This window comes from Enterovirga sp. GCM10030262 (genome assembly GCF_042666435.1).
Taxonomy (GTDB): Bacteria; Pseudomonadota; Alphaproteobacteria; order Sphingomonadales; family Sphingomonadaceae; genus Allosphingosinicella.
Genome location: NZ_JBHTDC010000001.1, coordinates 1846034 through 1872274 on the forward strand (window position 1 = coordinate 1846034; position 26241 = coordinate 1872274).

Below are 26241 nucleotides of genomic sequence, written 5' to 3' on the forward strand. Positions count from 1 at the left end.
ACCGGGTTCGCATGGCGCTATGGGAGCGGCATCCCATTCACCTTCCCTCACCGCACAATCAGGAACCCCCATGTCCGACGTGAAAATCACCCGCGCGCTTCTGTCCGTTTCCGACAAGAGCGGCCTCGCCGAGCTCGGCCGCGCGCTCGCGCGCCACGGGGTCGAATTGGTGTCGACCGGAGGCACCGCGAAGGCGCTGCGCGAGGCCGGCCTCGACGTGCGCGACATTTCGGACCTGACCGGCTTTCCCGAGATGATGGACGGGCGCGTAAAGACGCTCCATCCCAAGGTCCATGGCGGCCTTCTCGCCGTCCGCGACAATCCGGAACATGCCGCATCGATGGAGGAGCATGGGATTGGCGCGATCGACCTCGTCGTCGTCAACCTCTACCCCTTCGCCCAGACCGTGGCGAAGGGTGCCGGGCGCGACGAGATCATCGAGAATATCGATATTGGCGGCCCCTCGATGGTGCGCTCCGCCGCCAAGAACCATGCGCATGTCGCGATCGTCACCGATCCCGCCGATTATGCCGAGCTCGTCACCGCGCTGGACGCAAGCGAAGGCATGACGTCGCTCGATTTGCGCAAGCGGCTGGCGGCCAAGGCCTTCTCGGCCACCGCCGCTTATGATTCGATGATCTCCTCCTGGTTCTCCTTCGCCGACCAGCGGCAACTCTTCCCCGACATGCTGCCGGCGATCATGAATCGCGCGGAGGAGTTGCGCTACGGCGAGAATCCGCACCAGAAGGCCGCGCTCTATGTCCCCGCCGGGCCGCACAGCAAGGGCATCGCCCAGGCGGAGCAGGTCCAGGGCAAGGCGCTCAGCTACAATAATTACAACGATGCCGACGCGGCGCTGGAGCTGGTCGCCGAATTTCGCGGCGCAGGCCCCGCCTGCGTCATCGTCAAGCACGCCAACCCCTGCGGCGTCGCGACCGGCGGCAGCCTGACGGTGGCCTATGAGGCCGCGTTCGCCTGCGACACCGTCTCGGCGTTCGGCGGCATCATCGCGGTCAACCAGCGCCTGACGCGCGAGACCGCCGAGGCGATGACGCAGATCTTCACCGAGGTGGTGATCGCCCCCGACGCGGACGAGGAGGCGCGCGCGATCTTCGCCCGCAAGAAGAATCTGCGCCTGCTCCTGACCGGCGATCTGCCCGATCCGGCGCGGTCCGGCTTCGCCTTGAAGTCGATCGCCGGCGGCTATCTGGTCCAGACCCGCGACAATGGCCACATCGGCCGTGACGATCTCAAGGTGGTGACGAAGCGCGCTCCGACCGACCAGGAGATGGCGGACTGCCTGTTCGCCTGGACCGTCGCCAAGCACGTCAAGTCGAACGCGATCGTCTACGCCAAGGACGGCACGACCGCCGGCGTCGGCGCCGGCCAGATGAACCGCCTCGAATCCGCCCGCATCGCCGCCTGGAAGGCTCGGGACGCGGCCGAGAAGGCGGGCTGGTCCGAGCCCCGCACGATCGGCTCCGCGGTCGCCTCCGACGCCTTCTTCCCGTTCGCCGACGGACTGTTGGCGGCGGTCGAAGCCGGAGCCACGGCGGTCATCCAGCCCGGCGGCTCGATCCGGGACGAGGAGGTGATCGCCGCCGCCGACGAAGCGGGCCTTGCCATGGTCTTCACCGGGATGCGGCACTTCCGCCACTAGAGGAACCGCCGCCGCCCAAGGCCCGTTGCGCTCCCAGGATCACGGGAGACGCGAAATGAACGTCGGCGACGAACGAAGCACGTCCTTCTGGATGGAATCGGGTCCGGCGATCGAGGCGTCGCCGCTCACTTCGGATGCGGAATGCGATGTGGTGGTCGTAGGTTCGGGCATCGCCGGCCTGTCCGTCGCCTACGAACTCTCCCGTTTCGGGCGCCGGGTCATCGTCATCGATCGCGGGAGGATCGGCCGCGGCATGACGGCGCGGACGACCGCCCATCTCGCTACCGAGCTCGACGATTTCTATTCCGAGCTGATCCGGGTTCGCGGCGAGGACGAGGCCCGCCTCTACCATGACAGCCAGGTCGCCGCCGTGAACCGGATCGAGGCGATCTGCCGCGACGAAGGCATCGACGCCGATTTCGCCCGCCTCGACGGCTATCTCTTCCCGGCACGGGAGGCCGATCGCGCCGATCTGGAGGAGGAATATCAGGCCTGCCGGTCGATCGGCGTCGACGTGGAAGGGGCGAACAAGGCGCCCGTCCCCGGCATCGATACCGGCCCGGCGCTGCGCTTCCCCAACCAGGGGCGGTTCCATCCGACCAAATATCTGGCGGGTCTCGCGCGGGCGATCGTGGCGAATGGCGGCGAGCTTCATGCCGACACCGTCCACGTCTCCGACAAGGAGGTGGACGGCGGCGTCGAGATCACCACCGAGCGCGGCGTCGTCATCCGGGCGGGCGCGGCGGTATTCTGCACCAATTCGCCGACCAACGACAAGGTCGCCATCCATTCCAAGCAGATTCCCGACCGCACTTATGCGATCGCCGGTCGCGTGCCGAAGGACTCGGCGCCCGACGCGCTCCTCTGGGACACGCTGGAAGCCTATCATTATGTCCGCATCCAGCCGCTCGGCGACGCGGAGAATCTGCTCATCGTCGGCGGCGAGGACCATCGGTCGGGCGAGGAGAATGACATGGAGGAGCGCTTCGCCCGGCTCGAGCAATGGACGCGGAAGCGTTATCCGAGCTTCCGATCGACCGATTATCGCTGGTCGGGCCAGGTGATGGAGCCGATCGACTTCATGCCCTTCTCCGGCCGCAATCCGGGCAGCAGCAACATCTACGTCCATACCGGCGATTCCGGAATGGGCATCACCAACGCGGTCGCGGGCAGCCTTGTTATTCTGCCGCTGATCCTCGGCGAGGACAGCCGCTATGCGCCCCTGTTCGATCCGGGCCGCAAATCGGCGGCCTTGCCCGCCGCGACGGAGTTTGTTCGCGGCCAGGCGGGGGCGGTCAAGAACTTCACCGAATATGTCCGTCCCGGCGATGTCGGCTCGGCCGACGAACTGGCGCCCGGCGAAGGCGCGGTGATCCGCGAAGGGTTGAGCAAGGTCGCGACCTACAAGGCCGAGGACGGCACCGTCACCCGCCGTTCTGCGGTTTGCACCCATCTCGGCTGCCTCGTCCACTGGAACGGGTTCGAGAAATGCTGGGACTGCCCGTGCCACGGCTCGCAATTCGCGCCCGGCGGGCAGGTGCTCAATGGTCCCGCGGTGAAACCCTTGGCGTCGGCAGACTAGGCTCCTCGTCGCCCTTCAGCCGGAACAGCACCCGGTCCTCGTGGGTGAAGCCGCGCGTCCACAGGATGATCCCGAACACGCCGAGGATGAGCGGGATGCCGAAGGCGAGCTCGATCCATTCGAGGCTGCGCGGAAGCAGGGTCACGACATAGCCGACGAGGCTGGCCCCGGCCGCGGCCCAGATCAGCGGCCAGCGCCAGCCGGAGACGGGCGCGCCCAGCAGCCGGCCCAGCAGCCGCGCCTTCAGCACCGAGGCGAGGCCGAGCGCCAGCGACAGGGCGATCGCCGGCCCCGCCGCCTGGAAGGTGACCGACCAGCCGAGGCTTTGCATCAAGAGAATGAGGGCGATGCTGAGCGCGATCTGGACGCCGATCATCAGGGTTGAGAGCATCAGGTTGCGGTGGCGCGCGATATAGACGAGCGCGGCCTCGGACACAGCCGCCGTCGCGGCGACCACCTCGGCGGCGAGCAGGAAGGCGAGCGCGCCGGTGCCGCTGATGAACTCCTCGCCGACCAGCCCCATTACCGCTTCGCCGGGAATGCCGAGCGACAGGGCCACGCCGGCCTGCGCGGCGATGATCCAGAAGCCGACCTGCCGCACCTGCTTGGCGACGGCGGGCTTGTCGCCCTCCGCCAATTTCTGGGTAATGACCGGGCCGAGGATCGGGTCGAAGCTGGTCTTCAATTTCTGCGGCAGCGAGGCGACCTGTTGCGCGACATAATAGATGCCGACGATGGCCGGGGAGAAGAACAGGCCGAGGATGGCGATGTCGATGCGGCGCGATCCCCATTCGATCGCGTCCGCGGCGGCGAGCGGCGTGTTGCGCCGGGCCAGCGCCCACAAGGCGCCCGGCTGCGGACGCCAGCCGCGCGGGACGCCATAGGCCTTGAACAACGGCCAGAGCGACGCCGCGAGCGCGGCCAGCATCGACAGGACATAAGCGATGATGAGTCCGTCCCGCGAGGACAGGGTGAAATAGAGGACGGCCGCCGCGATGCTGATCGTCCACGGCTCGACGATCGCCCGCGCCGTCACCGTCGCCCGGACATTGTGGCGATAGGCCAGGGCCGCCAGCGCCACGTCCGACCCGGCGACCGCGAACACGATCAGCGGCAGCAGCCATTCGACGCCGCGCACCTGGCTGTTGGGGAACATCGCCTGCGGAAAGAGGACGAGGACCATGGTCGCCGCCGCCGAGGCGAGGAAGGCGACCAGCATCGCGTCCCACACCACCCAGACATGCGGCTTGTCGGTCGAGGACAGCTGCTCGGCGAGGCCGCGCTTGAGGCCGAGCGTCGCCAACTGGGCCGCGAACTCGACGATCAGGATGGCGTAGGCGAAGCGCCCAAGCGCCTCCGGTCCGTAATAGCGCCCGGCGACGAACAGGAAGGGAAGCCGCGCCGCCAGCCGCAGCAGGAAGCCGAAGAAATTGGTGCGCCCCCCTTTCGCGAGCGCCGCGATGTCCTCGCCGCCCGGAGGAGGCTGGTTCAATGCGCGGCGCCCCAATTGGGGCCGGTCCCGATATCGACGCCAAGCGGCACCGAAAGCTTGACCGCGGGTACGGCGGCGCCCGCCATGACATGGCGGATGACCTCGCTCGCGCGCGCCACGTCCGCCTCGGGCACTTCGAACACCAGTTCGTCATGGACCTGCATCAGCATCCGGACCCTGCCGAGCCCCTCCGCCTCCAGCGCCGGGCACATCCGCGCCATCGCCCGCTTGATGATGTCGGCGCTCGTGCCCTGGATCGGCGCGTTGACGGCGGCGCGCTCGGCGCCCTGGCGTTCGTGCTGAACTTTGCTCTTGAGGCCGGGAAAATGGGTCTTGCGGCCGAACAGGGTGGTGGTGAAGCCGGTCTCGCGGGCCTTGTGCAGAGTGTCGGCGATATAATTGCCGATGCCGGGGAAGCGCTCGAAATAGCGGTCGATGATCGCCTGCGCCTCGTCGGCGGTGACGCCAAGGCGTCCCGCCAGCCCCCAGCGCGAAATGCCGTAGAGGATCGCGAAGTTGATCGTCTTGGCGCTGGCCCGCGTATCGCGGTCGACCGATCCGAACAGCTCCTGCGCGGTCAAATTGTGGATGTCCGCTCCCTCCTCGAACGCCTGCCGGAGCTGGGGGACGTCGGCCATGTGGGCCGCGAGGCGAAGCTCGATCTGGCTGTAATCGGCCGCCAGCACGACATGGCCCTCCTCGGCGATGAAGGCGTCGCGGATGCGGCGGCCGATCTCGGTCCGGATCGGAATGTTCTGGAGGTTGGGGTCGGTCGAGGAGAGGCGCCCGGTCTGCGCGCCCGACAGGCTGTAGCTGGTATGGACGCGGCCTGTATCCTTGTTGATCTGTTCCTGCAGGGCGTCCGTATAGGTCGATTTGAGCTTGGAGAGCTGGCGCCATTCGAGCACCAGATTGGCGATCGGCACGCCATCGCGGGCGAGCCGTTCCAGCTCGTTGACGTCGGTCGACCAGATTCCGGACTTGCCCTTGCGGCCGCCCTTCAACTGCATCTTGTCGAACAATATCTCGCCGAGCTGCTTGGGGCTGCCGATGGTGAATCTGCACCCCGCCTCGCCGCAGATCCGCTCTTCCAGCGCCGCGATCTGGTCGAGAAATTCGGCCGAGAGGCCGCGCAACGCGTCGCGGTCGACCTTGACGCCTTCGCGCTCCATCCGCCCCACGACCGCGACCAGCGGCCGGTCGACCATCTCGTAGACCCGCGTCACCCGCTCGTGCGCCATGCGTGCCTTGAATCGGGTCCACAGCCTGAGGGTCACGTCCGCATCCTCGGCGGCATATTCGGTGGCGCGGTCGATCGGCACCTGGTCGAAGCCGATCTGCTTCTGGCCGGTGCCGCACAATTCCTTGTAGGTGAGGGGTTGATGGTCGAGATGCCGTTTCGCGAGGTCGTCCATCGCGTGGCTGGCGAGGCCGCCGGCGTCGAGCGCGAAGCTCATCAGCAAGGTGTCGTCGAGCGGCGCTACCTTGATCCCGCGGCGGTCGAACACGACCCAGTCGAACTTGAAATTATGGCCGACCTTGAGCGTCGCCTCATCCTCGAGCAGCGGCTTCAATTTGCCCAGCACCAGCTCGGAGGAGAGCTGCGTCGGTCGTTCGCTCAACAGGTCGTGGCCGCCATGCTCCAGCGGGATGTAGCAGGCCTTGCCGCACTCGGTGGCGAGGCTGATGCCGACCAGCTTGGCGCTGACGCAGTCGACCGAATCGGTCTCGGTGTCGAGCGCCACCAGACCCTTGTCGAAGCTTTCCGCGATCCAGAGGTCGAGCGCGGCCTCGTCGGTCACCGTCTCATAGGCCGACCGGTCGATCTTCGGCTCCGGCCGCACCTCGCGCTGGACCGGGATGGCGCCCGGCTGCGGCGCCGGAACCTGCGAGCTTCCGTTGAGCTTGGCGAGCAATGACCGGAATCCATGTTCCTCCAGGAACTCGCGGAGCGGCGCGTCCGGTATGCCCTTCATCGCCAGATCGTCCAGCGGTTCGGGCAAAGGCGAATCGCAGACCAGGCGGACCAGCTCGCGCGAGAGGCGCGCATTGGCGGCATGTTCGATCAGATTCTCTCGCATCTTCGACGGCTTCATTTCCGGCGCGGCGGCCAGCACCGCCTCTACGTCGCCATATTCGGCGATCAGCTTCGATGCGGTCTTGGGGCCGATCCCCGGCACGCCCGGCACGTTGTCGACGCTGTCGCCCATCAGCGCGAGCACGTCGCCCAGCTTCTCGGGCGGCACGCCGAACTTCTCGACCACATATTCGCGACCCATGCGGCGGTCGTTCATCGTATCGAGCATATCGAGGCCGGGCTCGATCAGCTGCATCAGATCCTTGTCGGAACTGACGATGGTGACGCTCCACCCCGCCGCCAGCGCCGCCTTGGAATAGCAGGCGATGATGTCGTCCGCCTCAAGCCCCTCCTCCTCGATGCAGGGCAGCGAGAAAGCGCGGGTGGCGTCCCGGATCAGCGGGAATTGCGGGATCAGCTCGGGCGGCGGCGGCGGCCGGTGCGCCTTATACTGGTCGTACATGTCATTGCGGAAGGTCTTGGCCGACGCGTCGAAGATGACCGCGAGATGGGTCGGCCCGTCCTGCTTGTGCAGCGAGTCGGCGAGTTTCCAGAGCATCGTCGTATAGCCATAGACCGCGCCGACATTGAGGCCGTGGCGGTTGGTCAGCGGCGGCAGCCGGTGGAAGGCGCGGAATATGTAGCTCGATCCGTCGACGAGATAGAGGTGCGGGGAGGACATGGGCGATTGTCTAGCCGAACCGACCCCGCGAACAAACATCTTCCGCGCGGTAATCGGAGGTTCAAGCCGGGGATGGAATGAGGAGGCGATGAAACGCAGGGAATTCCTTCTCTCGGCCGGAGCTGCGGCTTTGGCCGCGCTGGCCCCGGCAGCCGCGCGGTCGGGCTTCGCCTCCAGCCGTCTGAGCGTCGTCGTGCGGGGCAGCGGTCCGGACGTCATTCTCATCCCCGGCCTCACCGCGTCGCGCGACATGTGGGAGGGCATGGTCGCCGCCCTTCCGGGCTATCGCTACCATCTCGTCCAGGTCGCGGGTTTCGCCGGCGATCCGGCGCGCGGCAATGCGTCGGGAGATGTCGTCGCGCCGGTCGCCGCAGAGGTCGCCCGCTATATTGCCGAGACTGGCCTTCGCGCGCCCGCCCTCATCGGCCATTCGATGGGCGGCACCGTCGCGATGATGGTCGCCGCGCGGCATCCGGCGCGGGTCGGCCGGCTGATGGTGGTCGACATGCTGCCGGCGCCGGCCGGGCTGTTCGGCGCCAGCGCGGCCGGAATCCGCCCCCTCGCCGACAGCCTGCGCGACGTGCTGACCGGGTCGCCGGGCGGCAGGCGCCTGCTCGAATCGCTGATCGGCGGCTTCGGCGGCGCGGCGGATCCCGCCGCGAAGAGCGACAGCGACGTCGTCGCCCGCGCGATGCACGAGCTCGCGCTGACCGACCTGACGCCGGAGCTTTCCCGGATCGCCGCGCCCATGGCCGTGGTCTACGCCGTCCCCCCGGCCGGAAGCGGGGCCGATGCGGGGCGGATCGTGCGCGACTACAAGGCGGCCTATGCGTCCGCGCGCACCGCCGAACTCATCCCGGTCAAGGATAGCGGCCACATGATCATGTACGATCAGCCGGCCCGGTTCCGGTCAATCGTGAGGGATTTCCTTCAAGCGCGCTGATCCGTCTCGATTCCGCCGCCGGTCGCGTCTATAGTTGAAGACTGGTTCAGGTTAGTGGTGGGGGTAGCATGTTCGACAGGCGGTTCTTTCTGGCGGCGGCGGCATGGACCGGATTGCTCGCGGCGGCTCCGGCGATGGCGGCTGAGTCCGGCTTCGTCTCGGACCGGATCACGATTGTCGCGGAAGGCGAAGGGCCGGACGTCGTCCTCATCCCCGGCATGACGTCGTCGCCCAGCGCCTGGCGGCCGAGCACGGCCGACATGCCCGGCTATCGCTACCATTATGTCCAGGTGAAGGGCTTCGCCGGCACGCCGGCCGAAGGCAATGCCGAGGGCGTGGTGGCGGCTCCCGTCGCCGCGGAGATCGCCCGCTACATCGCGGCGGAGGGCTTGGAGAAGCCGGCCCTCGTCGGCCATTCGATGGGCGGCACGATGGCGCTGATGATCGCCGCGCGTCACCCGGATTCAGTGTCCAGGGTCATGGTCGTCGACCAGCTCCCCTTCATGGGCGCCGTCTTCGGCCCGCCGGGCACCACCTCCGAAAGCATCCGCCCCACCGCCGACGCGCTCCGCGCCCAGATGGCGGCGAACACGCCCGAGGAGCGCGCCGGACGGATCGAGGCCATGACGACGGCGATGGTGCGCAACGAGGCGCAGCGCGCCATCGTGCGAGCCGAAGGGCTGGCGAGCGATCCCGAGACGACGGCCAACGCCTTTCACGAGTTGATCGTCACCGACCTGCGCCCGGAATTGCCGGCGATCACTATTCCCGTGACCGTGCTCTACGTCACTCCGGCGGGCGTGCCCCTCACCGATGCGCAGATCGACGCCGTCTACAGCTCCGCCTACGCGCCGCTCGAAGGCGCGAAGCTGGTCCGCATCCCCGACAGCGCCCACTTCATCATGTCCGACAATCCCGAGCGGTTTCAGGCGGAGATGAAGGCGTTTCTCCCCGACTGAGGATCGGCTTGGGGCGTGAGAATAGTGTCCACCGCCTCGGGCAGCATGTCCGGATAATCGAGCGTGAAGTGGAGTCCGCGGCTTTCCTTGCGGGCGAGGGCGGAGCGGACGATGAGGCCGGATACTTCGACCAGGTTGCGCAGTTCGACGAGGTCGGGCGTCACCCGGAAATTGCCGTAATATTCCTCCGTTTCCCGCCGGAGGAGGTCGACGCGGTGGAGGGCGCGCTCGAGCCGTTTGGTAGTGCGGACGATGCCGACATAGTCCCACATGAAGCGGCGTATCTCGCGCCAATTGTGGTGGACGACCACTTCCTCGTCGGAATCGGTGACCCGGCTTTCGTCCCACGGACGGATCGGCGGCGGGGGCGGCAGGTCGGCCCAGTTCGCGTTGATGTGCTTCGCGGCGGCCAGGCCGAAGACCAGGCATTCGAGCAGCGAATTGGACGCCATGCGGTTGGCGCCGTGGAGGCCCGACTGGGTGACCTCGCCGGCGGCATAAAGGCCGCGAAGGTCGGTCCGGCCGTCGAGGTCTATCACCACGCCGCCGCAGGTATAATGCGCCGCCGGCACGACCGGGATCGGATCGCGGGTGATGTCGATGCCGATGTCCGGCTCGGCCAGCCGCGCGGCGATGGTCGGGAAGTGGGAGAGGATGAACTCGGGGTCGCGGTGGCTGATGTCGAGATGGACGCAATCGAGGCCGAGGCGCTTCAGCTCATGGTCGATCGCGCGGGCGACGACGTCGCGTGGCGCGAGCTCGGCGCGCGGGTCGAAGTCCGGCATGAAGCGCCTGCCCCCGTCGGGGCCGCCGCCGGGGATTTTGAGATGCGCGCCCTCGCCCCGCATCGCCTCGGTGATGAGGAAGCTCTTGACGTCATGGTGGTGGAGGCAGGTTGGATGGAATTGGTTGAATTCCATGTTCGACACGCGGCATCCGGCGCGCCACGCCATGGCGATGCCGTCTCCGGTCGAGCCCTTGGGGTTGGTCGAATAGACCCAGGCCCGGCTGGCGCCGCCGGTGGCGAGAATGGTCGCGCGGCCGGTGAACAGCTCCACCCGGCCGCTCAGCCGGTCGACCGCATAGACGCCCCAGGCGCAATTCTCGCGACCGCCTTTCTCGGCGTGGCGCCCGGTGGCGAGGTCGATCGCCACCATGTCGGGAACCAAGGTGATGTTGGGGTGCGCGGCCGCCGCTTTCTCGAGCGCCTGCTGCACCGCCCAGCCGGTCGCGTCGTCGACATGAACGATGCGGCGGTGGCTGTGGCCGCCCTCGCGCGTCAGGTGCCAGCGCTCCGATTCGCCCGGGTTGAACGGCACGCCGAGCTCGGCCAGCCGCTCGATCGCGGCGGGGGCATTCTCGACGACGAACTCGACGGTGCGGCGGTCGTTGAGGCCGGCGCCGGCCACCATCGTATCCTCGATATGGCTCTCGAACGTGTCGCCCGGCTCCAGCACGGCGGCGATGCCGCCCTGGGCCCGGGCCGTCGACCCTTCGGACACGCCCCCCTTGGCGAGGACCGCGACCCTGAGATGAGGCGCCAGCTCCAGCGCCGCGCTCAGCCCCGCCGCGCCCGATCCGATGACGATCACGTCATAAGCGTGATCAGCCATGGGCGTTGGAGGCGCGGGTGAGGTTCAGGAAGACATCCTCCAGGTCGGCCTCGCGGGTCGAGACGTCGACGATGCCCAGCCCTTCCTTCTGGAGCGCGGCCAGCACGTCGCCGGCATTCACCTTGTCCTTGCGATAGGTGATGGCGAGGGTGCGCTCGCCCAGCAGCTCGATCTTGTCGAAGCAGGCCGCGTCGGGCACGACAGTCAGGTCGCGGTCGACCGTCACCTCGACCGCTTTCTCCTGCGCCATTCCGACGAGCGTCCGGGTCGTGTCGTTGGCGATCAGGCGACCATGGTTGATGATCGCGATCCGGTCGCACAATTCCTCGGCCTCCTCGAGATAATGGGTGGTGAGGACCACCGTCACCCCCTCGCGGTTGAGGCTGCGGACATATTCCCAGAGCTGCTGGCGAAGCTCGATGTCGACGCCGGCGGTCGGCTCGTCGAGCACCAGGATGGGCGGCGAATGGACCATCGCCTTGGCGACCAGCAACCGCCGCTTCATGCCGCCCGACAATGTGCGCGCATAAGCGTTGGCCTTGTCCTCCAGATGGACCGCGCGCAGCAGCTCCATCGTCCGGCGCCGCGCCTTGGGAACGCCGTAAAGCCCGGCCTGCTGGTCGAGCGTTTCGGCGGGAGTAAAGAAGGGGTCGAACAGGATTTCCTGGGGCACGATGCCGATCGACGCCTTGGCGTTCCTCGGATGCCTGTCGATGTCGAAGCCCCAGATCGACGCGCTGCCGCCGCTCTTGTTGACCAGGCCGGCAAGGATGTTGATCAGCGTCGACTTGCCGGCGCCGTTCGGGCCGAGCAGTCCGAAAATCTGGCCGCGCGGCACGTCGAGGCTGACGCCGTCCAGCGCGCGCTTGCCGCCGGCATAGGTTTTCTGGAGATCCTGGATCGCGATGGCCGCGGAGGGGGTGTGGAGCATAGGCAGCGCATAGCCGCGCCGCCGGGAATGGTCACCCTGAACTTGTTTCAGGGTCCATTTCTTCGGCCGCGTCGAGGCTGGTAAGTGGATGCTGAAACAAGTTCAGCATGACGGAGCGGATTGTCTGCGTGCGGGGCCGTTGCTAAGGCCGCTTGCATGGCCGCCACCGATCCTTTCACGCCCGAGATCAGCACCGTCACCACGCCGCGCGTCGCTTGCGACGGCGCCAGCGAGATCAGTGCGGCGCTGGGCCATCCCCGCGTCTACCTCCAGATCGACGAAAAGGGCTTCGTCGACTGCGGTTATTGCGACAAGAGGTTCATCCTCAAGGGCGGCCCCGCGGATACGGGCGCGGTCGAGGAGTAGACCGAGGCGTAGGCCGTTCTAGCCACCCCGTTCAGGCTGAGCCTGTCGAAGCCCTCTCCTTGGTCTTGCAACGATCTCAGGCCGAACGGAACCAGAAGGCCTTAGACTCGGCGGCGATCGCCCCTATATCGGCCGGCATGACCAGTCTCGCCGATCCCCGCCGCTTCCTCTACCGCCCCGATGGGCTCTCCCCCGAAGCCGCCCAGCGCCTCGCCGCCGAGGCGCTGAAAAGCTGCGACGATGGCGAGCTTTACCTCCAATATACCGCGTCCGAGGCGTTCGGCTTCGACGATGGCCGGCTGAAGACCGCCGATTTCAACACCCATGCCGGCTTCGGGCTGCGCGGGGTTTCGGGCGAGACGACCGCCTTCGCCCACGCCAACGAGCTGTCCGAGACCGCGATCCGCCGCGCCGCGGAGACGATGGCGGTGCTCGATCCGGCGAAGGGCGCCAGGGCCGCGCCGCCGCGCCGGACCAACGCGACCCTCTACACCGACGCCGACCCCTTGAGCCTCGTTCCCTTCGCGAAGAAGGTGGCGCTGTGCCAGGAGATCGACGCCGCCGCCCGCGCCCGCGATCCGCGCGTGGCCCAGGTCTCGATGTCGCTGTCGGGCTCGTGGAGCGTGATCGACATCGTCCGCCCCGATGGCTTCGTCGCTCATGACGTGCGGCCGCTGGTCCGGCTCAACGTCCAGATCGTCGTCGAGCAGAACGGGCGCAAGGAAACCGGCTTTCACGGCCTCGGCGGGCGGGACCTCTATGACGGACTCTTCGAGCCCGCGACCTGGAACCGCGCGATCGACATCGCGCTTGCCCAGGCGCTGGTGAATCTCGAATCGGTCGCCGCCCCGGCCGGCGAGATGACGGTCGTGCTCGGCCCCGGCTGGCCGGGCGTGTTGCTCCACGAGGCGATCGGCCACGGCCTCGAAGGCGATTTCAATCGCAAGGGCACATCGGCTTTCTCCGGCCGCATCGGCGAGCGCGTCGCCGCGCCGGGCGTGACGGTGGTCGACGACGGTTCCATCGGCGGGCGGCGCGGCTCGCTTTCGATCGACGACGAAGGCACGCCCACCCAGTGCAACACCCTGATCGAGGACGGCATCCTCAAAGGCTATATCCACGATCGCCTCAACGCGCGGCTGATGGGCGTCGCGCCGACCGGCAATGGCCGCCGCGAGAGCTTTGCCCACGCGCCGATGCCGCGCATGACCAACACCTTCATGCTGGGCGGCAAGGACGATCCGGGCGAGATCCTCGCGCGGGCGAAGAACGGCATCTACGCCAAGAGCTTCGGCGGCGGCCAGGTCGACATCGTCAGCGGCAAGTTCGTCTTTTCCTGCACCGAGGCCTACAGGATCGAGAATGGAAGGCTCGGCGCGCCGATCAAGGGCGCGACTTTGATCGGCGATGGCCCCTCCGTTCTCACCCGGGTCAAGGCGATCGGCAACGACATGGAACTGGACGAAGGCATCGGCATCTGCGGCAAGGGCGGTCAGTCCGTCCCCGCCGGCGTCGGCCAGCCCACGCTGCTGATCGAAGGCCTCACCGTCGGCGGAACGGCGGCGTGAGCGACTGGGCAGGCGAAATCCTGTCCTTCTGGTTCGCGCTCGATCCGCACCAACATTGGAAGCAGGACGACGCGCTCGACGCAGAGATCGAAGAACGCTTCCTCGATTTGTGGGAGGAGCAATCGGGCAGGGTCGCGGAGGATTTCCTCGGCTCGGCCCGGGAGGCTCTGGCGGCCGTCATCCTGTTCGACCAGTTTCCGCGCAACATGTTCCGGCGCCACGCGCGTTCGTTCGCCACCGATCACCTCGCTCTGAAGATCGCGAAGGCCGCGATCGACAAAGGCCATGACGAGCGGCTTCCAGGCGAGCAACGCGGCTTCCTGTACATGCCCTTCCAGCATAGCGAGGATCTGGACGACCAGCAGCGCTCGGTTCTGCTCTTCACCGCGCTCGGCGACCCGGAGATGCTCCGCTACGCCAGGCTGCACCATGACGTCATCGTGCGCTTCGGCCGCTTTCCCCATCGCAACGCGACCCTCGGCCGCGAGCCCCGCCCCGACGAGATCGCGGCCGGCGACGTGACGCCCTGGTAATGGCCTTGGTCGAGCTCCGCCGCTTCGCCAACAGCTTCGAGGCCGGGCTCGCGCGCTCGCGCCTCGCCGCCGCCGGCATCCACAGCTTCCTCTTCGACACCGAAATGTCCTGGGTGGGAGGCGACCTCGTCTCCATCCGGCTGATGGTCGACGAGGATGAGCACGAGGACGCCGACGCTTTGCTCAGCGAAGATGGGGCCGAATCGGGCTGATGTCGTAACCGGCGGCGGCGGCCTTGGCGACCAGCTGCTCCGCATCCTCTCCGGCCTGAGCCCGCGCCAGGGCCCACAAATAGGTCGAGCGCGTGCCGGAGCGGCAGAAAGCGAGCATCGGTCCTCCGGCGGCGTCGATCGCCTCCGCCATCGCCGCGATCCGGTCGGGCGACAGGCCCGCATTATCCACCGGGACATGGCGATAGCCGATGCCCGCCGCCAGCGCGGCCACCTCGATGTCGGCGCCGGCGGGTTGGCCCGGCTCCTCGCGGTCAGGCCGGTTGTTGACGATCATTGCCACGCCCCGCGCCTTGAGCGCCGCCATGTCGGAAGGCCCGATCTGACCGCTCACCAGAGTCGCGGCGTCGAGCACCCGGAACCGGTCCGCATCACTCATGTGAGCTTATAACCTCCACGAAGGCCTGGCCGTAGCGCTCCAGCTTCGCCGTGCCGACGCCCGATATGCGGGACAGGGCGCCGAGGCTGGCGGGCTTCAATTCCGCCATCTCGCGCAACGTACTGTCGTGGAAGATGACATAAGGCGGCACCCCGCCTTCCTTCGCGAGATCGCGGCGGCAGGCGCGCAGCGCTTCGAACAGGGGATCGCCGTCGGGATTGGCGGCGCGCTCGGCGCGGGCGCGGCGCTGGCGCCGTGGCGGGAGGACCAGCTCCAGCGCCTCCTCGCCCTTCAGGATCGGCTTGGCGGCGGGTCCGAAGGAGAGGCCGCCATATTCGTCGGCGCGCAGCGCGTCGCGGGCGAGCAGGGCGCGGGCGACCGGCTTCATCAACGCCAACTCGGCCTCGTCGGCGATGCCGAACACCGACAGACGATGGTGGCCGAAGCCGTGGATCTTGTCGGTCTCCTTGCCCGCGAGCACGTCGGTCAGATGGGTGATCCCGAACCGCATCTCGGTGCGGAACGCGGCCGACAGCAATTTGCGCGCGGCCTCGGTGGCGTCGACGGTGGCGGGCGGCGCCAGGCAATTGTCGCAATGGCCGCAGCGCTCTGGCGGGCTCTCGCCGAAATGGCGGAGCAGGATGGCGCGGCGGCAGCCGGCCGTCTCGACCAGGGCCGCGAGCGCGTTGAGCCGCTGGCGCTCGCCGCCCCGCCGATCCTCCGGCGTCTCGGTCTCGATCCGGCGGCGCGCGAGCGAGAAGTCGGCCGCGCCCCAGAACAGATGGGCCTCGGCCGGGTCGCCGTCGCGCCCCGCGCGGCCGGTTTCCTGATAATAAGCCTCGATCGATTTGGGCAGGCCCGCATGGGCGACGAAGCGCACGTCCGGCTTGTCGATGCCCATGCCGAAGGCGACCGTCGCGACCATCACCATGTCCTCGGAGCGCACGAATTTCGCCTGGTTGGCGGCGCGGACGCGCGCGTCGAGACCGGCATGATAGGGCAGGAGCTTGCGCCCGCTCCGGCCGAGCTGATCGGCAAGCTTCTCGGTGGCGGCGCGGCTGGTCGCGTAGATAATGCCCGGCCCCGGCTGCTCGGCGAGCAGGGCCGTCAATTGCGCGCCGACGCCGTCGCGCGGGCGGATGTGGTAGCGGATGTTGGGCCGGTCGAAGCCGGCGAGGATCAGGCCGTCCTCGGGGATGCCGAGTTGAACCAGGATGTCGGCGCGGGTCTGGCTGTCGGCGGTGGCCGTGAGCGCCAGCCGGGGGACGCCGGGAAACCGGTCGAGCAGTGGCCGGAGCAGGCGGTAATCGGGCCTGAAGTCATGGCCCCATTCGGACACGCAATGCGCCTCGTCTATGGCGACGAGCGAGAGCGGAATTTGCGCGAGCAGGTTGCGGAAGCCTTCGCCCGACGCCCGCTCAGGGGCCACATAAAGGAGATCGAGCTCGCCCCGACGGAGGCGGGCGATCGTCTCCGGCCCGTCCGGGTCGGCCGAGGTCAGCGCGGCGGCGCGGATACCGAAGCCCTCGGCCGACCGGATCTGGTCGTGCATCAGCGCGATCAGCGGCGAGATGACCAGAGCCGTGCCGGGTCGCGCCAGCGCCGGCACCTGGTAGCAAAGCGACTTGCCCGCGCCCGTGGGCATCACGGCGAGGCTGTGCTTCCCCGCCATGACGCGGTCGATCACGTCCGCCTGAACGCCCCGGAAATCGCTGAAGCCGAACGTGCCGCGAAGGATGGAAAGGGGTTCGGTCACGTCCGTCCAATATCGTCATTCCAGCGAAAGCTGGAATCTCACGGCCTCTCTTCGCGCACAAAGAAGGGAGATTCCAGCTTTCGCTGGAATGACGGGCCTATTCAGCCGGTTCCAAGCCTATTCGCAGGTCGGTGGTTGACCAGGCGTCCATGGCACATGCCGGAAAGCCGACAATTCGATACGATCGATCGGATGTGGCCAATGCTCGTAGCTCGGCTGACCCGGCATGACGACGCAGACATCGGTAGGTCGGGACTGGCCGTTTGCCGTCATTCGGGCGCGATAGGCCAAGGCGCGATCAAGGCCTTCTCAACGACGAGCAATGTATGCTTGCCGGCTATGGAGTGAAGCCGCACTCGAACCAGGCCGGCCGGGACCGGCTCGGGACTGGGATCTGCGCTGCTGGAGGGGAAGGGGGTCGCCACAGGTGTCGGCGCCTCGGGCGGCGTGATCCCGGCAAGGTGCCGAGCAGCATAAACATCGAAATCGGACCATACCGCCTTTCCCCGCTCCGATGCCATGCCGCGACCGCCACCATCGATCCGCACCGTAACGGCTTCCCCGGGCGACAGCGCCAATTCCGGGATGTCTTGCGCGGCAACCGGCGCGGCGGCCGCCGCGAAGAACGTTCCCAGCAGTGCAACAATCCGGTTCATGGGCGGGTCCTTACCATTCTCGCGGCATATTAACCGCGGTGCCCCGAAATGAAAGTTTTGCCGGCATCCTATTCCGCCGCCTCGGCCTCTTCCTCGCGCTCGCTCTGCTGCCGCAGCCACATCTCGGTGTAGAGCCCGCGCTTGACGAGCAATTGGCGGTGAGTGCCGCGCTCGACGATGCGGCCTTCGTCCAGCACGACGATCTGGTCGGCGTCGACCACGGTCGAGAGGCGGTGGGCGATGACGATGCTGGTGCGGCCGCGCTCGATGCGTCGCAGCGTCTCCTGGATCGCCGCCTCGGTGCGGCTATCGAGGGCGCTGGTCGCCTCGTCGAGGATCAGGATCGGAGGGTCCTTGAGCAAGGTGCGGGCGATGGCGACGCGCTGCTTCTCGCCGCCCGACAGCTTGAGCCCGCGCTCGCCGACCTTCGAATCATAGCCGTCCGGTAGGTCCAGGATGAAATCATGGATGGCGGCGCCGCGCGCGGCATCCTCGATCTCCGCCTGCGTCGCGCCTTCGCGGCCATAGCCGATATTGTAGCCGACGCTGTCGTTGAACAGCACGCTGTCCTGCGGGACGATGCCGATCGCGGCGCGCAGGCTGGCCTGGGCAACCTGAGTGATGTCCTGCCCGTCGATAATGATGCGGCCGCCGGTCGGCTCGTAGAAGCGGAACAGGAGCCGCGACAAGGTCGACTTGCCCGCCCCCGAGGGACCGACCACGGCGAGCGTCGTGCCGGGCGGAACGTCGAGGTCGATGCCCTTGAGGATCGGTCGCTCGGGATCGTAGCCGAACTCCACGTTCTCGAAGCGGACATGGCCGGCAGAGACGCGGAGGTCGGGCGCCCCCTCGGGATCGACGACCTCGGCAGGCGTGTCGATGATGCCGAACATCTGCTCCATGTCGATGAGGCCCTGGCGGATGTTGCGATAAACCCAGCCGAGCATGTCCAGCGGCCGGAAGAGCTGGGCCAGAAGCGTGTTTACCAGCACCACGTCGCCCGTGGTGAACCGGCCGGTCGACCAGCCCCACACGGTATAGCCCATCGCGCCCGCCATCATCAGGTTGGTAATGAGCGACTGGCCGACATTGAGCCAGGCGAGAGACGACTCATTCTTGACCGCACTGTCGGCATAAGCGCGCATCGCCTTGCCGTAGCGCCGCGCCTCGCGCTCCTCGGCGGTGAAATATTTGACGGTCTCGTAATTGAGCAGCGAATCGACGGCGCGGGCGATGGCGTGATTGTCGATGTCGTTCATCTCGCGGCGGAGCTTGGTCCGCCACTCGGTGACGATGCGGGTGAAGGCGATGTAGACGACGACCATGACCAGTGTGGCGACGACCAGCCCGGGGCCGAATTCGATCTGGAAGATGATGCAGACGACGACGATCTCGATCAACGTCGGCGCGATGTTGAAGAGCAGGAAATAGAGCATCGAATCGATGCTCTTGGTGCCGCGCTCGACGATCTTGGTCAGCGAACCCGTCCGCCGTTCCAGATGGAAGCGAAGCGACAAAGCGTGGATGTGGCGAAAGACATTCTCGGCGAGGCGGCGCGCGGCGTCCTGCCCGACCCGTTCGAATATGGCGTTGCGGACGTTGTCGAAGAAGATTCCGGCGAAGCGGGCGCCCGCATAAGCCACCACCAGCGCGACGGCGAGCATCACCGCGGCATCGACCCGGTCCGTCATGCGGTCGATCGCGCCCTTATAGGCATAAGCGGTGACGAAGGTCGCGCTCTTGGCGAGCAGCACGAAGAACAAGGCGACGACGACCCGCGTCTTGAGCGCGGTCTCGCCCGCCGGCCACAGATAAGGGAGGAAGCGCCGCATCGCGCTCCATCCCGCCTCGGGGCGATGGGTCTCGTTCGTCGTCTCGGGGGACATCTTCGTCTAAATAGGGATGCCGGATGGCCGCACCAAGTTATGGCTGCGAAACATCAGGAACCCCGATGCACTCCAACGGTTTAGATACCAGAAGGAGCGGAGGTAATGATGGGCCCGGCATTTTACGTGATGGCGATACTCGGTTGCGGCGAGGCGGACACCGCCTGCCAGCAGGTGGGCGTGACCCAAGCGCAATATGAGAGCGCCGATGCCTGCACGGCCGCGACCGCCGATGCCGTCGGCCGGCACGGCGATCTGCTCTATCCGGTCGTCGTCGCCCAGTGCATGCCCGGGGACAGCAAGATCTCCTACAAGATCCTGCCGGGCGAGGTCGACCTTCCGGAGCCCGACCGCGACCAGCGCTCGCGGCCCTCGTCCCAGAAGAAGCAGCTCGCCGCCCGCTAGATTTTGCCGCTGATCGCGAGCGTGAAGACCGGCCCGTAGAACCGATCGCGGCTTTCGGTGAAAAGCAGGTCGTTGGTCCGGCGTCGGTCGTAGAAGCTGCGGTCGAATCCTTCCTCGGTTCCGAGCAGATTGTCGACGCTGCCCCGCACGGTCATGCCGAGCACGTCCTTATGCTCGACGAATATCCCGACATTGCCCGGCGAGTTGGCGAAGCGGAACCTCTGGTCGAGCCTGTACCCCGGCGTCTGGGCGAAATGGTCGAGGCCCCAGCCATAGGCCCAGTCCGTCGCCGGAACGTCGTGGCGAAAATTGATGACGACGCGGCGGTAGACGTCCTCGTTGACCGCGCGCCGAACCCCCGTCACCGGGTCGTCGAGCCGGGTCCGCTGGAACTGGAGGTCGAGATCGACCTTGGCGCCGCGCCAGCCGAGCGGGTCGAGATTGACGGTGCTCGTCCACTGGACGCCGTAGAGGAGGGCGCTGTCGAGATTGCCCGGCGCCTGGCCATCCTCGCCGATTGGCACGATGTCGACGATGTCGGTGATCTGCTCGCCGTAGAGCCTCAACGTCGTCGTTCCCCAGGCGCCGAGGTTCCGGGTGGCCTCGAGATCGAGGTTCCAGCTCTGTGGCGGGACGAGATTGGCGTTGCCGCCATTTGCCGTGCCCCCGCTCACATTGGCCGACGCGACGAAGTCGAAGAAGTTGAGCTGGCCGACCTCGCGCTCGAGACGCGCGCTGATGTCGAGCCCCGCCGTCGGACGCCACGCCAGGCTCACGAAGCCCTTGGGCCGGTAGAAAGTGCGGTCGAGCCCGTTGGGGCCGCTCTGGGTCAGCCGCGAATATTCTCCGCCGAGCGAAGCCTGCAAGGTCAGCTCGGGCGAGAGCGGCCGCCCATAGGTCAGCGTCGCCTCGGCCCGCTTCTCCTCCACCGTCCCGGTCGAATTGGGGAAGGGAATGGGGACGAATTCGCCCTCGTCATCGATCTCCTGGAGCCCGTTCTCGACCTCGAGGCTGTTGAGCGCGCCCTCCACCGAGGCCTGCCAATCCGCCGGTCCCGCCTTCCAGCGATATTCGGCGCGGGCGATCGTCTCGGCCTCGTCGCCGATCTGGGTGAAGCGCTGGCCGAGCGTCGGCGTGTCGTCCGCAAAGGTCTGGACCAGGGTCTGTGTGAACTCGTTATGCTCGAAACGGTGCAGCCCGATTAGCTTCAGCCGACCGGCGCCGAGGCCGAACTCATAATCGCCGCCGAGCTCGTAATTGTAGCGGTCGGTGATCTCGGTCACGTCGCGGAAGCGGTCGGGCTGATCCGGGCCGATTCGGGTGCCGAGCTCCTGCACGTCCTGGTCGAAGATGCCGGCGGCGGCATTGACGTTCAGGATCGATCCGTCTCCGAAGATACGCTTGAGCGATCCCGACAGTCGCGGCTCCTCGCCATAGACGGTCAACACCTCCTCGCGTCGGTCGATGATCGTGCGGTCGGGCGTGTAGACGATTTCCGGACCCGCATTGCCGTTGCGGAAACTGTTATTCTGGATACTCAATGTATAATCGAAGCCGGCCGCCTGCCCGCTGATCGAAGCTTCGCCGTTGGTGAGGCGCGCCTCGGTGCGGCGGGCGCGGATCTGGGGCCGCCAGGCGAACGAGCCGCTCATGCCGGTGGACGCGGTAATGATGTTGGCGACCTGGCCGGACAGGCCCGGCACGGCGAGCGTCGCGCCGTCGACGATGTCGATGCGGGTGACGTTGCTCGCCGAGATGCGGCTGAGTTCGGTGACCACGTCGTTCGACTTGCCGGAGAAACGCTGGCCGTTGACCAGCACGTTGGCGGTCGCCTGTCCGAGTCCGCGGCGTTCGTCCTGCTCCTCGATCGTGAACCCCGGCACCTGGCGCAGCATGTCGAGCGCCGTCTTGGGCGAGAATCGGGCGAAATCCTCCGGCGTGTAGCTCTGGGCCCCTTCGACGGCGACCGGCGCGGCCGCGACCGGAGGCGCGGCATCGCCGCTATCCTGCGCGAGCGCGGGAGAGACGGCCGCCATGGCGCTCGCGGCGAGCGCGGCGCGATATGTCCTTATCCTGGCGGATCCGACCAACCCCAAGATGCCCTCCTTCCGGCTGTAGCGCTGTGTTGCGGCGGCAAAGCACGTTGAAAAGCAAATGTCTATGGGAGTGAAACCGAATTGGGCGGCATTTTCGACCAGAGTCGGTCTCTTTCAGACCAACGGCCGCGCCGCGCCGGATCGCCCGAAGGAACCCGCCGCCCAATGCGCTGGTTCTCCTCCGCGAAGGCAAGGAGTGAAGCCATGTCAGACACCGGCACGATCGACATGATCCACGAGGATCAACTTCCCGGCCACGAGAGCGCGCTGGAACCGAAACCTGACTGGGAGCCGCTTTATCCGGGCTCCGGCCGGCTCGAAGGCAAGGTAGCGCTGGTCACGGGCGCGGACAGCGGCATCGGCCGGGCGGTGGCGGCGCTCTACGCCCGCGAGGGGGCCGACATCGCCATCCTCTATCTGTGCGAACATGACGACGCGGCCGAGACGAAGGCGATCGTCGAGGCGGAGGGCCGGAAGGCGATCACGATCGCCGGCGACCTGGGCGACAAGGCCTTTTGCGACCGCGCCGTCGCCGAGACGGTGGAGAAGCTGGGGGGCATCGACATACTCGTCAACAATGCCGGCGAGCAGCATCCCGACAAGGACATCACCGACATCACCGAGGAGCAACTGAAGCGCACCTTCCAGACCAACATCTTCTCGATGTTCTTCCTGACCCAGGCGGTGCGGCCCCACCTCAAGAAGGGCGCGGCGATCGTCAATTGCACGTCGATCACCATGTACCAGGGGTCGAAGGAGCTGCTCGATTATTCGAGCACCAAGGGCGCCATCACCGCCTTCACCCGTTCGCTGTCGGAGAATCTGGTCGGCGAGGGAATCCGGGTCAATGCGGTCGCGCCGGGGCCGATCTGGACGCCGCTCAATCCGTTCGGCGGCTCCAGCCCGGAAAAGATGGAGCATTTCGGCGAGGACACGCCGATGGGCCGGCCCGGCCAGCCCAACGAGGTCGCGCCGAGCTTCCTGTTCCTCGCCTGCGAGGATTCGCGCTACATGTCGGGACAGGTGCTCCATCCCAATGGAGGCACCATCGTCGGCGGCTAGGTTTTTCGGCGCGAGCGAACCTGCTATAGCCGCGATGAACGGCGACAGGGGGCGGAACATGCTGCGGATCATCGGCGCTATCGTCGCGGGCACGGTCTCGGCGTTCGCGGTGATCTGGCTGATCGAGGCGGTCGGACATGTCGCCTTTCCGCTTCCCGAAGATCTGGACCTGCGCGATCCGGAACTCGTCGCCCAGGCGCTGCCGTCTATCCCGCTGCCGGCGAAGCTGATCGTCGTCTTCGCCTGGTTCGCGGGCGCGCTCTCGGGCGGCTTTGTCGCTGGCCGCATCGCGGGCGGCAGGTGGACGCCCTGGCTCGTCGCCGCGCTGGTGGCGTGCGGCGGGATCATGACCATCCTGATGATTCCGCATCCCGTATGGATGCAAATCGCGGCGATAGTGGCGCCGCTGCTGGGCGGACTGGGGGCGAGTCATCTCGCGGGCGTTTCGCACGAGGAGGCCGGCGATGCGCGTCCATAAGAGCTTCGGGGAATTTTGGCCTTTCTACCTGCGCGAGCATTCGCAGCCACGCACTCGCGCCTTCCATTATGCCGGGACCAGCCTGGTCGTGCTGCTGGCGCTGGCGGCGGTGGTCACGGGCGAATGGTGGCTGCTCGTCGCGATGCCGGTCGCGGGCTACGCCTTCGCCTGGACGAGCCATGCCGCCATCGAGCGCAACCGACCGGCCACCTTCACCTATCCGCTCTGGTCGCTTCGCGCCGATTTCAGGATGTGGTGGCTGTGGCTCACCGGCCGGCTCGGACCCGAGCTCGCGGCGGCGCGGCTTCCGGACGACGCCGCGCGCGAAGGGCATTCATGAAATCGGACACGCTTATCCACGCCGACGCAACCGACCGCCTGGTCCGAAAGCTTCGGGTGCGCGATCTGCTGTCGGACGAGGAGGAGCGGGCGCTCGCCGCGAGCGTGAGCGAGGTGCGCACCTTCGGCCCCGGCGAGACCCTGGTGCGGGCGGGCGTGGCGGTCAGCGAATGCAACCTCCTCGTCGAGGGCATGGTCTGCCGCTACAAGGATCTCGCGGACGGGCAGCGCCAGATATTGGAGCTGCATGTGCCCGGCGATTTCGTCGACCTCCACAGCTTCCTGCTGAAACGTCTCGAGCACAATATCGGATCGCTGACGCCGGTCCGGATCGCCTTCGTCCCGCATGAGGCGATGAAGCGCGTCACCGAGGAGCATCCCCACCTCGCGCGCATGTTGTGGTTCTCGACCCTGCTCGACGCCGCCATCCACCGCGAATGGATCTTGTCGATGGGGCGGAGGACGGCGCTGGCCCGGATCGCCCACATATTGTGCGAGCTGTTCGTCCGGATGCAGGTCGTCGGGCTCGCCACCGAGCGCGGCTACAGCCTGCCGTTGACGCAGGCGGACCTGGCCGATGCGACGGGTCTCACCCCCGTCCACGTCAACCGGATGCTGAAGAAGCTGCGCGACGACGATCTGCTCACCTTTCGCGGGGGTGATGTCGTCGTCCACGATTGGGAGCGGCTGCGGCGGACGGCCGAGTTCAGCCCGGCCTATCTTTTCCTGGAGCGGCGTCCCCGCTGACAGGTCAGAGGTTCCGCACCTCGAAGCCGGCCCGCGCGACGAGCCGCTCGGCGACCATGGCGCGGTGGCAGCAGGCGGCATCCGCCTCGAAGCAAAGCAGGGCGGCGTGCCGCTCGCCGGCCGCCGCAAATGCCGTCTCCATCGCGAGCGCCGCTTCCGGGGTTTCCAATTGCTCTTCGTAGATCGCGCGCATCTCGGCGATCCTGCCCTTGCGCGCCGCATCGCGCCCCGCCTTCGGGGTGCCGAGGGGGCGCAGATGAAGATAGTCGATGCCGCGTTCGCGCAGGGCGCCGGCGAGGGCTGTCTTGGAGAAACCGGGCCGGCGGGAGGCCGCCACGGCGCGGACATCGATCAGCAACGCGACTCCGGCCGCGTCGAGCTGGTCGAGGAACTCCTCGACCGTCTTGCCTTCATAGCCGATCGTCGAGAGCGGGGGCTTCGTCATCGTGAGCGGGCATAGCAGCTTCCGAGCCGCGCCGCATCGGCAAGGACCAGGCGATCTGTTCGCGAAGAGAGGCTTCGAGGGATTCGAGCCCCGCCTGCCGCGCCTCGGCCCGCTTCACCAGCAGCCGCGCCAGCACCTGCTCGCGATTCGACGGCAGCCAGCGGAGCCGGCGGCCCGCCGCGACAGCCTGGAAGAGACGGTGTGACAGACGTGGCATCAGGTGCATCCCGTTCGAGCGCGCCTCCGCCGCTGAAGTTCGCCGCGTTTCGCCGCGAACGTTCCGCCGGAGTGTCTCGAACGCTATGGCCTGCCCGTTTTACGAACGGTTAAGACGCCGAAAATCAGTCGAAAATTTCTTCGAGGAAGCTTTTCTTGCGCTTGCGATAAGGCTGGTCATAGCCCGAATTATAGCCGCCGCCGAAACCGGGACGGGGCGCGTGGCCGGCATGGGGCGGATCGGCTGCGCGGGGTGGCGCGCTGGCGGCGGCGCTGCGCTCGATGATCTTGTCGAGTTCGCCCCGGTCCAGCCAGACGCCGCGGCAGGTCGGACAATAATCGATCTCGATATTCTGCCGGTCGCTCATCACCAGCGGCGTGCGGTCGACGGGACAGACCATGGGTTCGGCCATAGGGGTTCCTTTCCTTTGCTCTCAAAGCTAGGGGCCCGCCTGCCTGGCTTCAACCTTGCGTTCGAAAGCGGACACGTCAGTACGCTAATGGACGGGCACTGCTCCTCCACATTTCCCAACAAGCCGCGAAATTTCCCAACATTGGGCGCCGATTAAGCCGCCTGTGCGCCGTATGGACTGGGAAATTTCTGTCTTTCCGCCAATTTCGGCTTTTGGCACGCTCCCTGCAATCCTGCTGGCATGGCCCGGATGGTCCGGGTCGGTTCAGGGAGACAGTACAATGACCTACGCCAATCTTCACCAGTTCGCCGCCTCGATCGTCGGCGCGCTCTTCGCCACCACGCTCTTCGTCACCGCCGCCGTCGGCCCGGTCGGTCAGTTCATCTGATCGGCCGGTGCGCCACAATCCCATCATCAAGGCCAATGACATGAACAGCCGCTACGCGCTCGACAAAGGCAATGCGAAACTGATGGGCGTCTGCTCCGGTTTCGCCCGGTGGATGGACGTCGATCCTCTCCTCGTCCGGGTGACCTTCGTCCTGCTCGCCCTCTATCTGGGGCCTTTGGCCCTCCTCGCTTACCTGCTGACCGGCCTGTTCGCCGGCCAGGATTGAGCGTCCGGCGATGAGAAGAAGCCTCGCCCGAATCTGCCTCTACCGCCTGCAAATGCTGCTCGCGCGCCGCGAACTGGGGCTTTCGACCCGCGGCGAGCGCCCTTCCCCGCGCT

Annotated in this window: 26 protein-coding genes; 14 read left to right on the forward strand and 12 right to left on the reverse strand. The window is 67.1% G+C overall.

Annotated features, from left to right (window positions below; genetic code table 11):
* Nucleotides 1-70 precede the first annotated feature (70 nt).
* Together purH and ACFQRC_RS08925 are read left to right on the forward strand one after the other, a co-directional pair.
* The gene (purH, locus tag ACFQRC_RS08920) at nt 71-1660 is read left to right on the forward strand and encodes a bifunctional phosphoribosylaminoimidazolecarboxamide formyltransferase/IMP cyclohydrolase (protein WP_379960222.1); all 1590 of its coding nucleotides are present in this window, start codon (nt 71-73) and stop codon (nt 1658-1660) included.
* Nucleotides 1661-1715: 55 nt separating this feature from the next.
* Nucleotides 1716-3242 carry an FAD-dependent oxidoreductase gene (locus tag ACFQRC_RS08925; RefSeq protein ID WP_379960224.1) on the forward strand — a complete coding sequence of 509 codons (1527 nt, stop codon included), beginning with the start codon at nt 1716-1718 and terminating at the stop codon, nt 3240-3242.
* On the opposite strand, the gene ACFQRC_RS08930 is transcribed toward ACFQRC_RS08925, so the two are convergent.
* Together ACFQRC_RS08930 and polA are read right to left on the reverse strand one after the other, a co-directional pair.
* Nucleotides 3202-4734 (reverse strand): lipopolysaccharide biosynthesis protein, encoded by a 1533-nt coding sequence (locus tag ACFQRC_RS08930; RefSeq protein WP_379960227.1) that lies wholly within the window; start codon nt 4732-4734, stop codon nt 3202-3204. The genes ACFQRC_RS08925 and ACFQRC_RS08930 overlap by 41 nt on opposite strands.
* Entirely contained in the window at nt 4731-7493 is a 2763-nt protein-coding gene (polA, locus tag ACFQRC_RS08935; protein WP_379960229.1) for a DNA polymerase I, read from the reverse strand. The genes ACFQRC_RS08930 and polA overlap by 4 nt, the downstream gene beginning before the upstream one ends.
* An 88-nt stretch (nt 7494-7581) precedes the next feature.
* On the opposite strand from polA, the gene ACFQRC_RS08940 reads away from it, so the two are divergent.
* Together ACFQRC_RS08940 and ACFQRC_RS08945 are read left to right on the forward strand one after the other, a co-directional pair.
* Nucleotides 7582-8436: an alpha/beta fold hydrolase gene (locus tag ACFQRC_RS08940; protein WP_379960231.1), complete on the forward strand. Its 855-nt coding sequence runs from the start codon at nt 7582-7584 to the stop codon at nt 8434-8436.
* Between the two features lie 68 nt (nt 8437-8504).
* A complete protein-coding gene (locus ACFQRC_RS08945; protein WP_379960234.1) occupies nt 8505-9395 on the forward strand; it encodes an alpha/beta fold hydrolase in 891 nt (296 codons plus the stop codon).
* On the opposite strand, the gene nadB is transcribed toward ACFQRC_RS08945, so the two are convergent.
* Together nadB and ACFQRC_RS08955 are read right to left on the reverse strand one after the other, a co-directional pair.
* Nucleotides 9362-11008, reverse strand: coding sequence for an L-aspartate oxidase (nadB, locus tag ACFQRC_RS08950; protein ID WP_379960237.1), 1647 nt, complete (start codon nt 11006-11008; stop codon nt 9362-9364). The genes ACFQRC_RS08945 and nadB overlap by 34 nt on opposite strands.
* Nucleotides 11001-11939: an ABC transporter ATP-binding protein gene (locus tag ACFQRC_RS08955; protein ID WP_379960239.1), complete on the reverse strand. Its 939-nt coding sequence runs from the start codon at nt 11937-11939 to the stop codon at nt 11001-11003. Before ACFQRC_RS08955 ends, nadB begins: the two co-directional genes overlap by 8 nt.
* A 156-nt stretch (nt 11940-12095) precedes the next feature.
* On the opposite strand from ACFQRC_RS08955, the gene ACFQRC_RS08960 reads away from it, so the two are divergent.
* From ACFQRC_RS08960 to ACFQRC_RS08975, 4 genes are all read left to right on the forward strand, one after another.
* A complete protein-coding gene (locus tag ACFQRC_RS08960; protein WP_379960241.1) occupies nt 12096-12305 on the forward strand; it encodes a zinc-finger domain-containing protein in 210 nt (69 codons plus the stop codon).
* 137 nt (nt 12306-12442) lie between these two features.
* The gene (tldD, locus tag ACFQRC_RS08965) at nt 12443-13873 is read left to right on the forward strand and encodes a metalloprotease TldD (protein ID WP_379960244.1); all 1431 of its coding nucleotides are present in this window, start codon (nt 12443-12445) and stop codon (nt 13871-13873) included.
* A complete protein-coding gene (locus tag ACFQRC_RS08970; protein ID WP_379960247.1) occupies nt 13870-14406 on the forward strand; it encodes a DUF924 family protein in 537 nt (178 codons plus the stop codon). Before tldD ends, ACFQRC_RS08970 begins: the two co-directional genes overlap by 4 nt.
* Nucleotides 14406-14618 carry a DUF2007 domain-containing protein gene (locus ACFQRC_RS08975; protein ID WP_379960249.1) on the forward strand — a complete coding sequence of 71 codons (213 nt, stop codon included), beginning with the start codon at nt 14406-14408 and terminating at the stop codon, nt 14616-14618. The genes ACFQRC_RS08970 and ACFQRC_RS08975 overlap by 1 nt, the downstream gene beginning before the upstream one ends.
* On the opposite strand, the gene ACFQRC_RS08980 is transcribed toward ACFQRC_RS08975, so the two are convergent.
* The 4 genes from ACFQRC_RS08980 to ACFQRC_RS08995 form a co-directional block, all read right to left on the reverse strand.
* Complete coding sequence (locus ACFQRC_RS08980) at nt 14590-15015, reverse strand: TIGR01244 family sulfur transferase (RefSeq protein ID WP_379960252.1); 426 nt, start codon at nt 15013-15015, stop codon at nt 14590-14592. The two genes, ACFQRC_RS08975 and ACFQRC_RS08980, sit on opposite strands and share 29 nt — an antisense overlap.
* Nucleotides 15008-16771 carry a DNA helicase RecQ gene (gene recQ / locus ACFQRC_RS08985; protein WP_379960255.1) on the reverse strand — a complete coding sequence of 588 codons (1764 nt, stop codon included), beginning with the start codon at nt 16769-16771 and terminating at the stop codon, nt 15008-15010. Before recQ ends, ACFQRC_RS08980 begins: the two co-directional genes overlap by 8 nt.
* Nucleotides 16772-17040: 269 nt before the next feature.
* A complete protein-coding gene (locus ACFQRC_RS08990) occupies nt 17041-17427 on the reverse strand; it encodes a hypothetical protein (protein WP_379960258.1) in 387 nt (128 codons plus the stop codon).
* A gap of 68 nt (nt 17428-17495) precedes the next feature.
* Nucleotides 17496-19259, reverse strand: coding sequence for an ABCB family ABC transporter ATP-binding protein/permease (locus ACFQRC_RS08995; protein WP_379960261.1), 1764 nt, complete (start codon nt 19257-19259; stop codon nt 17496-17498).
* 159 nt (nt 19260-19418) lie between these two features.
* Between ACFQRC_RS08995 and ACFQRC_RS09000 the strand changes: the two genes are divergently transcribed.
* On the forward strand, nt 19419-19718 hold the full coding sequence (locus tag ACFQRC_RS09000; RefSeq protein ID WP_379960264.1) for a hypothetical protein: 300 nt from the start codon (nt 19419-19421) through the stop codon (nt 19716-19718).
* On the opposite strand, the gene ACFQRC_RS09005 is transcribed toward ACFQRC_RS09000, so the two are convergent.
* Nucleotides 19715-21814, reverse strand: coding sequence for a TonB-dependent receptor plug domain-containing protein (locus ACFQRC_RS09005; protein WP_379960266.1), 2100 nt, complete (start codon nt 21812-21814; stop codon nt 19715-19717). The genes ACFQRC_RS09000 and ACFQRC_RS09005 overlap by 4 nt on opposite strands.
* Nucleotides 21815-22018: 204 nt before the next feature.
* Here ACFQRC_RS09005 and ACFQRC_RS09010 point away from each other — a divergent pair, with 204 nt between their 5' ends.
* The 4 genes from ACFQRC_RS09010 to ACFQRC_RS09025 are packed head-to-tail and all read left to right on the forward strand — an operon-like array spanning nt 22019 to nt 24440.
* The gene (locus ACFQRC_RS09010) at nt 22019-22876 is read left to right on the forward strand and encodes an SDR family oxidoreductase (protein ID WP_379960268.1); all 858 of its coding nucleotides are present in this window, start codon (nt 22019-22021) and stop codon (nt 22874-22876) included.
* A 58-nt stretch (nt 22877-22934) separates the two neighbouring features.
* Entirely contained in the window at nt 22935-23354 is a 420-nt protein-coding gene (locus ACFQRC_RS09015; protein ID WP_379960271.1) for a hypothetical protein, read from the forward strand.
* Complete coding sequence (locus ACFQRC_RS09020) at nt 23341-23694, forward strand: Mpo1-like protein (RefSeq protein WP_379960274.1); 354 nt, start codon at nt 23341-23343, stop codon at nt 23692-23694. Before ACFQRC_RS09015 ends, ACFQRC_RS09020 begins: the two co-directional genes overlap by 14 nt.
* On the forward strand, nt 23691-24440 hold the full coding sequence (locus tag ACFQRC_RS09025) for a Crp/Fnr family transcriptional regulator (RefSeq protein WP_379960277.1): 750 nt from the start codon (nt 23691-23693) through the stop codon (nt 24438-24440). Before ACFQRC_RS09020 ends, ACFQRC_RS09025 begins: the two co-directional genes overlap by 4 nt.
* Nucleotides 24441-24444: 4 nt before the next feature.
* Here ACFQRC_RS09025 and ACFQRC_RS09030 read toward each other — a convergent pair whose 3' ends face one another.
* The 3 genes from ACFQRC_RS09030 to ACFQRC_RS09040 all read right to left on the reverse strand — a co-directional run bounded on the left by ACFQRC_RS09030 (nt 24445) and on the right by ACFQRC_RS09040 (nt 25514).
* A complete protein-coding gene (locus ACFQRC_RS09030) occupies nt 24445-24885 on the reverse strand; it encodes a DUF488 family protein (protein ID WP_379960280.1) in 441 nt (146 codons plus the stop codon).
* On the reverse strand, nt 24851-25102 hold the full coding sequence (locus ACFQRC_RS09035) for a hypothetical protein (protein ID WP_379960282.1): 252 nt from the start codon (nt 25100-25102) through the stop codon (nt 24851-24853). Before ACFQRC_RS09035 ends, ACFQRC_RS09030 begins: the two co-directional genes overlap by 35 nt.
* A gap of 124 nt (nt 25103-25226) precedes the next feature.
* Nucleotides 25227-25514, reverse strand: a complete 288-nt coding sequence (locus tag ACFQRC_RS09040) for a zf-TFIIB domain-containing protein (protein WP_379960285.1) — start codon at nt 25512-25514, stop codon at nt 25227-25229.
* 395 nt (nt 25515-25909) lie between these two features.
* Here ACFQRC_RS09040 and ACFQRC_RS09045 point away from each other — a divergent pair, with 395 nt between their 5' ends.
* On the forward strand, nt 25910-26128 hold the full coding sequence (locus ACFQRC_RS09045; protein ID WP_379960288.1) for a PspC domain-containing protein: 219 nt from the start codon (nt 25910-25912) through the stop codon (nt 26126-26128).
* Nucleotides 26129-26241: the final 113 nt, after the last annotated feature.

Bases quoted from the DNA above. Each gene is read 5' to 3' on its own strand.
- ACFQRC_RS08945 (WP_379960234.1), top strand. From the start codon at position 8,505: ATGTTCGACAGGCGGTTCTTTCTGGCGGCGGCGGCATGGACCGGATTG.
- ACFQRC_RS08925 (WP_379960224.1), top strand. From the start codon at position 1,716: ATGAACGTCGGCGACGAACGAAGCACGTCCTTCTGGATGGAATCGGGT.
- ACFQRC_RS08975 (WP_379960249.1), top strand. From the start codon at position 14,406: ATGGCCTTGGTCGAGCTCCGCCGCTTCGCCAACAGCTTCGAGGCCGGG.
- ACFQRC_RS09000 (WP_379960264.1), top strand. From the start codon at position 19,419: ATGATGGGCCCGGCATTTTACGTGATGGCGATACTCGGTTGCGGCGAG.
- ACFQRC_RS09035 (WP_379960282.1), bottom strand. From the start codon at position 25,102: ATGCCACGTCTGTCACACCGTCTCTTCCAGGCTGTCGCGGCGGGCCGC.
- ACFQRC_RS09020 (WP_379960274.1), top strand. From the start codon at position 23,341: ATGCGCGTCCATAAGAGCTTCGGGGAATTTTGGCCTTTCTACCTGCGC.
- ACFQRC_RS08990 (WP_379960258.1), bottom strand. From the start codon at position 17,427: ATGAACCGGATTGTTGCACTGCTGGGAACGTTCTTCGCGGCGGCCGCC.
- ACFQRC_RS09030 (WP_379960280.1), bottom strand. From the start codon at position 24,885: ATGACGAAGCCCCCGCTCTCGACGATCGGCTATGAAGGCAAGACGGTC.
- polA (WP_379960229.1), bottom strand. From the start codon at position 7,493: ATGTCCTCCCCGCACCTCTATCTCGTCGACGGATCGAGCTACATATTC.
- ACFQRC_RS09010 (WP_379960268.1), top strand. From the start codon at position 22,019: ATGTCAGACACCGGCACGATCGACATGATCCACGAGGATCAACTTCCC.
- ACFQRC_RS08980 (WP_379960252.1), bottom strand. From the start codon at position 15,015: ATGAGTGATGCGGACCGGTTCCGGGTGCTCGACGCCGCGACTCTGGTG.
- ACFQRC_RS08960 (WP_379960241.1), top strand. From the start codon at position 12,096: ATGGCCGCCACCGATCCTTTCACGCCCGAGATCAGCACCGTCACCACG.
- nadB (WP_379960237.1), bottom strand. From the start codon at position 11,008: ATGGCTGATCACGCTTATGACGTGATCGTCATCGGATCGGGCGCGGCG.
- ACFQRC_RS08940 (WP_379960231.1), top strand. From the start codon at position 7,582: ATGAAACGCAGGGAATTCCTTCTCTCGGCCGGAGCTGCGGCTTTGGCC.
- ACFQRC_RS09015 (WP_379960271.1), top strand. From the start codon at position 22,935: ATGCTGCGGATCATCGGCGCTATCGTCGCGGGCACGGTCTCGGCGTTC.
- ACFQRC_RS08995 (WP_379960261.1), bottom strand. From the start codon at position 19,259: ATGCGGCGCTTCCTCCCTTATCTGTGGCCGGCGGGCGAGACCGCGCTC.
- ACFQRC_RS08955 (WP_379960239.1), bottom strand. From the start codon at position 11,939: ATGCTCCACACCCCCTCCGCGGCCATCGCGATCCAGGATCTCCAGAAA.
- ACFQRC_RS09025 (WP_379960277.1), top strand. From the start codon at position 23,691: ATGAAATCGGACACGCTTATCCACGCCGACGCAACCGACCGCCTGGTC.
- tldD (WP_379960244.1), top strand. From the start codon at position 12,443: ATGACCAGTCTCGCCGATCCCCGCCGCTTCCTCTACCGCCCCGATGGG.
- purH (WP_379960222.1), top strand. From the start codon at position 71: ATGTCCGACGTGAAAATCACCCGCGCGCTTCTGTCCGTTTCCGACAAG.
- ACFQRC_RS09040 (WP_379960285.1), bottom strand. From the start codon at position 25,514: ATGGCCGAACCCATGGTCTGTCCCGTCGACCGCACGCCGCTGGTGATG.